Source organism: Proteus myxofaciens ATCC 19692, assembly GCF_001654855.1.
Taxonomy (GTDB): Bacteria; Pseudomonadota; Gammaproteobacteria; order Enterobacterales; family Enterobacteriaceae; genus Proteus; species Proteus myxofaciens.
Genome location: NZ_LXEN01000131.1, coordinates 1 through 9,256 on the forward strand (window position 1 = coordinate 1; position 9,256 = coordinate 9,256).

General features: G+C 31.6%; 9 protein-coding genes and 1 pseudogene. 4 read left to right on the plus strand and 6 right to left on the minus strand.

Going from position 1 to position 9,256, the window contains the following annotated elements; translation table 11 throughout:
- From M983_RS13420 to M983_RS13440, 5 genes and pseudogenes are all read right to left on the minus strand, one after another.
- Positions 1 to 623 (minus strand): annotated as a pseudogene (locus M983_RS13420) (alpha/beta hydrolase); the annotation flags it as partial.
- Entirely contained in the window at positions 601 to 1,347 is a 747-nt protein-coding gene (locus tag M983_RS13425) for a hypothetical protein (RefSeq protein ID WP_066751852.1), read from the minus strand. The gene M983_RS13425 and the pseudogene M983_RS13420, both read right to left, overlap by 23 nt.
- On the minus strand, positions 1,322 to 1,564 hold the full coding sequence (locus tag M983_RS13430) for a hypothetical protein (protein ID WP_066751855.1): 243 nt from the start codon (positions 1,562 to 1,564) through the stop codon (positions 1,322 to 1,324). Before M983_RS13430 ends, M983_RS13425 begins: the two co-directional genes overlap by 26 nt.
- A gap of 2 nt (positions 1,565 to 1,566) precedes the next feature.
- Complete coding sequence (locus M983_RS13435; protein WP_066751864.1) at positions 1,567 to 3,291, minus strand: HAD-IIIC family phosphatase; 1,725 nt, start codon at positions 3,289 to 3,291, stop codon at positions 1,567 to 1,569.
- On the minus strand, positions 3,284 to 4,303 hold the full coding sequence (locus tag M983_RS13440) for a 3-oxoacyl-[acyl-carrier-protein] synthase III C-terminal domain-containing protein (RefSeq protein ID WP_066751866.1): 1,020 nt from the start codon (positions 4,301 to 4,303) through the stop codon (positions 3,284 to 3,286). Before M983_RS13440 ends, M983_RS13435 begins: the two co-directional genes overlap by 8 nt.
- 558 nt (positions 4,304 to 4,861) lie before the next feature.
- On the opposite strand from M983_RS13440, the gene modA reads away from it, so the two are divergent.
- From modA to modC, 3 genes are read left to right on the plus strand one after another with little or no spacing between them, the layout of a single operon-like run.
- Positions 4,862 to 5,632, plus strand: a complete 771-nt coding sequence (gene modA / locus M983_RS13445; protein WP_066751868.1) for a molybdate ABC transporter substrate-binding protein — start codon at positions 4,862 to 4,864, stop codon at positions 5,630 to 5,632.
- Positions 5,633 to 5,649: 17 nt separating this feature from the next.
- Positions 5,650 to 6,342 (plus strand): molybdate ABC transporter permease subunit, encoded by a 693-nt coding sequence (modB, locus tag M983_RS13450; protein ID WP_066751870.1) that lies wholly within the window; start codon positions 5,650 to 5,652, stop codon positions 6,340 to 6,342.
- A complete protein-coding gene (modC, locus tag M983_RS13455) occupies positions 6,336 to 7,400 on the plus strand; it encodes a molybdenum ABC transporter ATP-binding protein ModC (RefSeq protein ID WP_066751872.1) in 1,065 nt (354 codons plus the stop codon). The genes modB and modC overlap by 7 nt, the downstream gene beginning before the upstream one ends.
- Before the next feature lie 90 nt (positions 7,401 to 7,490).
- Here modC and M983_RS13460 read toward each other — a convergent pair whose 3' ends face one another.
- On the minus strand, positions 7,491 to 8,312 hold the full coding sequence (locus M983_RS13460) for a pyridoxal phosphatase (RefSeq protein WP_066751875.1): 822 nt from the start codon (positions 8,310 to 8,312) through the stop codon (positions 7,491 to 7,493).
- A 148-nt stretch (positions 8,313 to 8,460) separates the two neighbouring features.
- Here M983_RS13460 and pgl point away from each other — a divergent pair.
- A partial coding sequence (gene pgl / locus M983_RS13465; RefSeq protein ID WP_066751878.1) for a 6-phosphogluconolactonase occupies positions 8,461 to 9,256 on the plus strand: 796 nt, incomplete at its 3' end.

Here is a 9,256-nt window from a genome sequence, read left to right on the forward strand (position 1 = left end):
TTGCTATTTCGAAGTGCAATATAGCCACTAAAACTTAAACCAAGAATATGACAATTTGCATCACTTTGTATATCAAGCTCGTTTAATATTTCTGTAAAAAAAGTACAACATGAACTGTCATAAGGAATATTATTTTGACCTACACCAGGTAATTCTGTAAGTATAATAGAAAAACCAAATTTATTTAATAAATTTAATGCTCTTACCCACTGTTCTTTAAGTGAAATTATGCCACCACAAATAATCAAAACTTGTTTTTTTTTATTTGAATTTCCTTCTTTGTAGTAAAATATAGATTTATCATTAAATAATGATATCTTTTTAAGCTGGTTATTTACAATATAATTTTTATTAAATAAGTCTAGATATTCTTTATAAGCTTCTTGCTGAGTTTTTGTATTTGGGAAGGGAAATCTAGCAATATTATAAAAACCAAGTGCTTTATCTATATTACCCTGTTTTTTTTGTTTTCTAGCTTCATTTATAAATAAAGGTCCCCAACCTTTTTCTGAGGAATCAGTTAAGCTTTCAACACTATCTATCAGGTTTTTTACTTCTTTACCAATTCCTAGTGTTTTAGCGTGTAATAATACAAAATTTTTACTTTGGCTCAGGCTGAACATTGATTTCTTCCTTTATTTTTAATAAATAGATGGCAAAGTTATCTTTTATTTTATCGAGTAAAATAGACGCTTCTATTCCGTCAATAATTCTATGATCAAATATCATTACAATGTTTAAAAAAGGATTATTGCTATCAATATTCTGGATTGATCCTAAAGTAAAAGTAAATGTTGAACCAGATATTGGAATACATATTTTTTGACTGTTTTTTCCAAATGAAGTAACAGTAAAACTACCAAATAACTCACTTTGCTTTTTGGGGAATAAATACAACATGGTTTTAACTAAAAATTTACTTATATGATATGGTAATTTTTGCAACAAGATAACTTTATTATATGACTCCAATCCTTTAATTCCTTTCCTTTTTATTTCTAAAATTTTATTATATATATCTATTGTACTTTCATTTTTGACATTATTTAATAAAGTAGAATATACTCCTTTTATGCCATTCTTTTTTTTGTCAGATATTGTTAATCTGGCTGAAATATTTTTCATTGAGATAATTTTATTATCGGTTCCATACTTAACCATACAATTCAAATGAGGCATTTCATTTATAGCATTAGTTACTGCACTTATTAATATTGCAGTGGAATATTTCAGATGTAACTTATCGATATAGACTTTATCTATAAGTGTTACTGAAGGAATATTTTTTGCTATATCTAAGAAAATGATCGTTTGATTTCTGCTATTCGTTATTTTCTCCAACTTCATGATTAATTACCTCGAGTATTTTATTAAGGTTTGTGCAGGATAATATTTTTTCTATATCAATTTTTATATTGTTTTTATTTTCAAACTCAATAATCATATAGATAAATGTTAATGAGTCCCATTCATCTATTTCTGTAATATCTTTATTGATATCTTCTATATTTAGATTCATACCTGTTTTTTCATTTATAAAATTAATAAACTCATAAGGTTGCATTTTTACTCTCCAATAATTTTAATTAAACGACATTTTTTATTAATTTCTATATTGTTGATGCTTGATTTATATATATTATCTTTTTGCCATTTCAACCCGCAATCTGTATAAAATGAAGAAAAATTTTTATTTTTAGATGTTTCAATAAATTTACCAGTTAAATATTTTATATCTACTTTATTAGATAGCTCTAAAATACTTTTTATCATTGCATATTCTACTCCACGGCCAAAAACACGGCAGCTTAACACCATATTATCTATAATAAACGCATTATTTTCTTTTTTTATAAATGATGCACCTATAATCCCGTAATTTCCTAGTCTATCTTCAAAATCATAAACTAATATATGATTATCTTTAGCATAGTTAATAACATCAGATTTTTTCATTCTTGTTGTTGTCATATTAAATTGATTTGTTCTTAGTGTTAAATCTGATATTCTTTCTATATCTTTTGTATTTAATTCTCTAACATGTAAAACCATTTTTATATCTTTTAGAAAGTCATCATGGTTTTTTAATTCATTTGATAACTTTTCTCTTTTTATATCAGCAATGAAAGTATCATTTCTTAGAATATCTTCTTGTGTAATTTTCTCCTTAAGGAAATAATCAGATACTAATAATGTGTCAACATTCTCTTTAATATCATTTCCGAAGTGAAATATATTAATTTTTTCAATAGAATTTTTTACTTCTTGTATTTCATATAAATTATCATCTATATAAAGGACATGTTCAGTACTTATATTAAGTCTTTGACAAATATGAAGTATATTGCTGCTTTTATTTTTCCAATTTATTTCTGGAAAAGTGAAATCATCCCAAGATATGGCTAATTCATCTTGATATTTGGTAAAAAAACATTTTATAAAATCGCTATCATTTTTGCTAACGATAGAAAGAATGACGCCTTGTTGTTGCATTCTTTTTAGCCATTTCTGGTATCTTTTAAAATAAATATCGTTTTTAGTTTTGATGAGCGTGGATTGTTCTGCCATAACTCCATCCCATAATGTATTATCTAGATCTGTGATAATACATTTTAGAGATTTACCCTGTTTTAATCGGATGTAATCGATTACGTTTTTTGCAAAGTAATTTAAAAAACTTAAAGTAGCGACTGAATTCCCTTCAGAATAAATATCTTCTAGTGATTCGCCATAAAACCCATCCATGTCAACAATGCATAAATTAATTTTAGAAAAAATTGTTCTTTTTAAATTATAAAGGTTAATATTAAAATCGTTTACTTTATTTTTTATTGTCTCTCTTTCCTCAATGCTAATATATTGTTTTAGTTTATTATCGTTTAAGTATAGTGTGGAAATGATTATATCTAAGTTTATTTCACTTTTTTCTTCCAAGTTATTAACAATAAATGATATTTCTTTTTCCCTTTTTTCTATCTCAGTTATGACTTGTTCTAATGGTCTGCAAGTTTTGTATTTATCGAGATAGTAATTTTCATCATATAATATAAATATATTATTGGGTTTTTTTTCGATAATTTCATCTTTAAATAAATTGTAGAAGGTGAAAAAATCACTATATTCATACTCAATAAAAATAAATTCTGTATTAAATTTAGCCGCATTATATTTCATTAATGGAAATATCGCTTTATGACTTAAATTACAGAGTAACAATCCTGTTACTTTTATCATTCCAGAGTAGTTTATTTTTTTTTCCTCTATAATTTTATTAAATATACTCTTATTCATTATTATCTCCTTTCTTTACATACAAACCTGAAGATAACCAACGAGAAGATTCTATTGAAATAGCAACACCAGTATCGCCTTTTTCTGCTAAATCATAAAACTCTTTCAATTGAAAATATATTGCTGCATTGGCACAATTGCCGATGATATCAACAAGTGATAAAATTTTTTCATCAGGAATATTCATTTTATTACAAATTTCTTTAACCATTTTTCCTGAAAGCTGAGGAGGCATTATCCACCTAGGTTCTTTATTGTTACGTTCTATTATTTTATGATAAAGCTCGCTTGTTAAATTGGGAACTAATTTCTCTATAAGTTTATACTCTTCTTGGATCATAGAGTCAGAGTCTGTATCTGCATCATTTCTTGAACCATGCCAATCAATAGATTGTGCAGCAACTTCATCTAGTCCAAGATATTCATAATATATATCTTTTATTTCTACAGCGCCTGCTGTATGTTTACTTTGAACTATACACCCACCGACTGCATCACCAAATAAAAAATAATTAACAAGTTCTTTAGGTGATAATTTTTCTACTTTTTCATTAAATATATTTAAAAATTTATTTGAACATTCAACGCCAATGACTAAACCTTTCTGATGTGATTTACTTTTTATAATATAGTTAGCTAGGTTTAAAGCTTGTAATGCACCTGAACAACCTCCTGTTATTTGATATGTTTCTATATTCTTTAAACCTAGTTTATAGCAGGCTTCATTTAAACTTGTTGGTAATAAGTGATCAGGAGTCGCTGTTGATAATATAATGAATTCAATATCTTTAAATCCATTATCTTTATATTTAACAAGTTTCTCTATTAGTAAGGATACGAGATCAGCTGCATTAGATGTAATATTTCCCGTTTCTATATTAGTAGAAAAATGCCGACCATAATTACCAAATAATTTTTCTATTAATTGAGGTTTAAAATTAACTAATTTAGAAAGTTTTTCATTATCTATATTACAACCAGGTAAATAAGTTTCTATCGATGATATATACATATGATGTCCTATTACTTCGCTTAGTTTATAATTAATAATTAGTCGTTATATTAAATGTTGTAAAGGTCATATTTACTTTTTTATTGAGTATTTATTATATTTTATCATAGTGTTAGGTACCTTCACTTATTATCATGGTTGTATATACTTAAAGTAATATTTTAAATTATGTTAATGGTTAATTTTATTTATATTCTTTTGGTTAAAATGATGTAAAAAATATACTTACAAATCCGTTGCTTGGGAAATAATTAAATCATAAGGTTATCTTGAATATAAATAATATTATTAGTATTTGGTTATTTGATTATTTGGTTATTTGGTTATTTGATTATTTGATTATTTGGTTATTTGGTTATTTAATTATTTAGTTATTTAGTTATTTAGTTATTTAGTTATTTTCTGTAGTGATAAGCGCTTTATTCTCTCTTTTGTTCTATTTTTGAACTTTCAATTTTTTATTGATATATCACCAGCTTTTAGCATCTAATCCTTTCAATTTACGCTGTATCTTGGTATATACAGCGTGTTGATGTCTAATTTAACCGGAATCATAAAATGAAAAAATTATCAGGAAAATTACTTGCTGGCGCCGTTATTTCTTTTGCACTTGTTAGCCAAAGTGTTGCATCGGAGAAAATAACGGTATTTGCTGCCGCTTCTCTCACTAATGCGCTTAACGAAATTGCGGCACAATATAAGCAAGAAAAAAATGCAGAAGTGATTGCTTCTTATGCTTCATCTTCTACATTAGCACGTCAAATTGAACAGGGCGCACCTGCAAATCTGTTTATTTCAGCAGATCAGCAGTGGATGGATTACGCAATTGATAAAAATTTAATGGTTGCTGATACTCGTTATACGCTATTAGGTAACGATTTAGTGCTTATTGCCCCTAAAGATAGTTCACTAAATGACGTTGTTATTAATAAGGAAACGAAATGGAAATCCTTATTACATGGCGGTAAATTAGCAGTTGGCGACCCTGACCATGTGCCTGTAGGAATTTATGCAAAGGAATCTTTAGAGTATTTAGGTGCATGGAATACCGTTAGTCCTGAAATGGCTCGTACTAATAATGTACGTAGTGGGATGGCGCTTGTTGAGCGTGATGAGGCACCATTAGGTATTGTTTATGGTTCTGATGCGGTTGCGAGTAATAAAGTAAAAGTGGTTGGCGTATTCCCTGCGGATAGCCATAAACCTGTTGAATATCCAATGGCAGTTGTAAAAGATCAAGACAATAAATCAGTTCGTGAATTTTATGACTATCTAAAAACACCTCAAGCCGCAGAAATTTTTAAAAAATACGGCTTTAGCCCACTGTAGGAAATAGACTTTTGGAGATGTTAAGTGAATACGAATGGCAAGCTATAATATTAAGCCTTAAGGTATCGACTGTTGCTGTTATTATCAGTCTGCCTTTTGGTATTTTTATGGCTTGGCTTTTAGTTAGGGTACGTTTTCCAGGTAAATCATTGCTTGATAGCATTATTCATTTGCCATTAGTACTGCCTCCCGTAGTGGTAGGTTATTTATTACTCATTAGTATGGGTAGAAAAGGATTTATTGGTGAATGGCTTTATAACTGGTTTGGTTTTAGCTTTACTTTTAGTTGGCGAGGTGCAGCTCTGGCTTCCGCAGTAGTTGCATTTCCATTAATGGTAAGGGCAATTAGGTTAGCATTAGAAGCCGTTGATCAGCGTATGGAGCAAGCAGCAAGAACCTTAGGGGCTTCACCTTTAAGGGTATTTTTTACTATTACGTTACCGTTGTCTATGCCAGGGATTATCGCTGGAGTGGTATTAGCTTTTGCTCGCTCATTAGGTGAGTTTGGCGCAACAATCACTTTCGTCTCCAATATTCCAGGTGAAACGCGTACTATTCCATTAGCCATGTACACCTTAATTGAAACACCAGGTGCAGAAATGGATGCGGCTCGTTTATGTGTTATCGCAATTATTTTAGCGCTCGTCTCTTTAATGGCTTCAGAATGGCTTACTCGCTGGGGTCGTAAAGGATTGGGGGGCGTATGTTAGAAATGAATTTTAAACAGACGCTAGGTAGTTTGCGTCTTGAAGTGAATACCGAATTGCCGACAGAAAGCATTACCGCTGTTTTTGGCCTGTCAGGTGCAGGAAAAACATCACTTATCAATGTGATAGGGGGATTAACTAAGCCTGATTCAGGGCGAATCATCCTCAATGATAATGTATTGGTAGACACAGAAAAAAAGATTTTTCTTCCTCCTGAAAAACGAAAAGTAGGGTATGTTTTTCAAGATGCGAGGCTTTTTCCTCATTACACAGTAAGAGGAAATTTGCTCTATGGTATGTCACCAACCATGAAGGTGCAGTTTGATAGAATTATCTATTTATTAGGCATCGAACAGCTTCTTTCTCGTTTCCCTCTGACATTATCCGGTGGTGAAAAACAGCGTGTTGCTATAGGGCGCGCTTTATTAACAGCGCCGGATATTATGCTGATGGATGAACCTCTTGCTTCGCTTGATTTACCGCGTAAACGCGAACTTTTACCTTATTTAGAAAAGTTATCACAAGACGTGCAAATCCCGATTTTGTATGTAAGCCATAGTCTTGATGAAATAATTAGGCTTGCTAATAATGTCATAGTGATGGATGCAGGTAAAATCAAAGCAACCGGTAAGCTTGAAGATGTATGGGCAAGCAGTGCTTTACGACCTTGGTTACAAAAAGAGACATTAAGCAGTGTGGCTAATGTCATGGTTGTTGAGCATCATAATCATTATGATATGACAGCAACAGCATTTGGTAATCAAGTACTATGGTTACCTCAAATTGAAGCAAAAATTGGTCGTGATGTGCGTATTCGTATTGATGCCTCCGATGTATCACTAACTACAATGCGCCCATCAAATAGTAGTATTCGTAATGTACTTCATATGAAAGTAGTTGAAATTATCCCTAATGATGGCCAAGTTGATGTTAAATTAGTCAATGATGGCAATTATTTATGGGCGAGGATTACGCCGTGGGCAAAAGATGAATTGAATATTCAAGAAGGCCAATGGCTATATGCACAAATTAAGAGTATATCCTTAAGCCGCCATCTTTAATTTATGTATTAGTTGGTGCAAAGTTAAAAACCTCACATCAAAAAAATGTGAGGTTTTTTATATGTGTATATAAAAAATTAACGTCAGTCATTAAGACAGAATATATTTATGAATAGTTTCTGCAATACCTGGCTGAGTATTCTTTTTAGTGACAAGTTTTGCGCGTGATTTCACTTCATCAGAAGCATTACCCATTGCAACGCCTAAGCCTACATGTTCTAACATACTTAAATCATTAAAATTATCGCCAAATGCCACCACATCACTCATTTTCATACCATTGGCTTCAACCCAACGCTGTAAACGACGCCCTTTGCTATTACCTTTTTTAGCGATATCGACCTGATCTACCCATGACCATTCACATTCTAAGCCGACTTGTTGTTCTATTTTTTCAACTAAAGCATGTAATTCATTATGATTAGGTGTTGTTGTCGCAATTTTCCAAATAGATTGAGCATCGTGCATTGCTTGATAGAAATCATCGACTTTAACGAGGTTAGGGCGTTGATGAAGCGGGAGTGTATCAGCCCAATTGAGTGAACGTTGAACTGGTGGTGATAATTCATCATAAAGCATGGCATCATCAGCATAGACTAAATGGTGTATATCGGTTTGTTTGATAAGGTTTAACACATCTTGCGTTTCTTGAGTGGTTAATGGATCAGACTCTAATACTTTTTTGGCATTATAATCATAAAGATAAGTTCCATTACAGCAAATAGCAGGGGTATCGAGTTGTAGCGCTTGATAAAACGGATGAATAGCAACATGGTGGCGACCTGTTACAATCAATACTTGAATACCGGCTTTTCGAGCTTGATTGAGTGCTTCTATAGATTCAGGAAGAATGCGTTTTTGGTCATCAAGCAATGTGCCATCAAGATCCAGTGCAATAACGCGATAAGACATAATAAGCCCCTTGATAGTATTAAGATGCAATAGCTTCGATGTTACACGTTAACCTTATAAAGATAAACAAACATAATCGTGGTAAATTATTTATCATCAGTTTAATATTCTTTATAAATCAATAGATAACAGATGTTAAGGAGAAAGGATGGAACAGGTAGTCTATATAGCAAGTCCAGAGAGTCATCAAATCCATGTTTTTTCACTCAATAGCGCTGGTGAAATGGATTTAAAACAAGTGGTTGAAGTACCAGGACAAGTACAACCTATGGTTGCAAGCGCAGATGGAAAATATCTTTATGTGGGTGTTCGACCTAACTTTAGTATTATAACCTTTAAGATTGTCGATGATGGTAAACTAGAGCAAAAAGCCATCACATCAGTACCCGGTACACCAGTACATCTTTGTTTAGATAAAACAGGCCAATTTTTATTTGTCCCTTCTTATCATCAAGGTAATTTAGCAGTTCTTCCTATTAAAGAAGGGATTGCAAGCTCACCAATTCAAGTGGTTGAAGGCTTAAATAAACCGCATTCTTCTAATATCGATTGGAATAACAAGCAACTGATTGTGCCATGTTTAGGTGAAGATCATATTCGTTTCTTCAATCTTTCAAGTGATGGTTATTTAACAGAAGCGAGAGCCGAAGAATTAACAACAGCACCTGATGCTGGCCCTCGTCATGTGGCATTTCATCCTAATGGTAATGTTTTTTATTGCGTCAATGAATTAGATGCAACAGTGAATGTTTATCGCCGTATGGGTGACAAATATCGTTTAATGCAAACGGCAGATATTGTTCACGAAAAATTCAATAGTACGCGCTGGGCATCGGATATTCATATTACGCCAGATGGTCGTTTTCTTTATATCAGCGAGCGTTCAGAGAGCTTTATTTGCTGTATGGCGATTTCTGATGATGGCAATAATTTACAGCCTGTGG

Bases quoted from the DNA above. Each gene is read 5' to 3' on its own strand.
- M983_RS13435 (WP_066751864.1), bottom strand. From the start codon at position 3,291: ATGAATAAGAGTATATTTAATAAAATTATAGAGGAAAAAAAAATAAAC.
- modA (WP_066751868.1), top strand. From the start codon at position 4,862: ATGAAAAAATTATCAGGAAAATTACTTGCTGGCGCCGTTATTTCTTTT.
- modC (WP_066751872.1), top strand. From the start codon at position 6,336: ATGTTAGAAATGAATTTTAAACAGACGCTAGGTAGTTTGCGTCTTGAA.
- modB (WP_066751870.1), top strand. From the start codon at position 5,650: ATGTTAAGTGAATACGAATGGCAAGCTATAATATTAAGCCTTAAGGTA.
- M983_RS13425 (WP_066751852.1), bottom strand. From the start codon at position 1,347: ATGAAGTTGGAGAAAATAACGAATAGCAGAAATCAAACGATCATTTTC.
- M983_RS13460 (WP_066751875.1), bottom strand. From the start codon at position 8,312: ATGTCTTATCGCGTTATTGCACTGGATCTTGATGGCACATTGCTTGAT.
- M983_RS13440 (WP_066751866.1), bottom strand. From the start codon at position 4,303: ATGTATATATCATCGATAGAAACTTATTTACCTGGTTGTAATATAGAT.
- M983_RS13430 (WP_066751855.1), bottom strand. From the start codon at position 1,564: ATGCAACCTTATGAGTTTATTAATTTTATAAATGAAAAAACAGGTATG.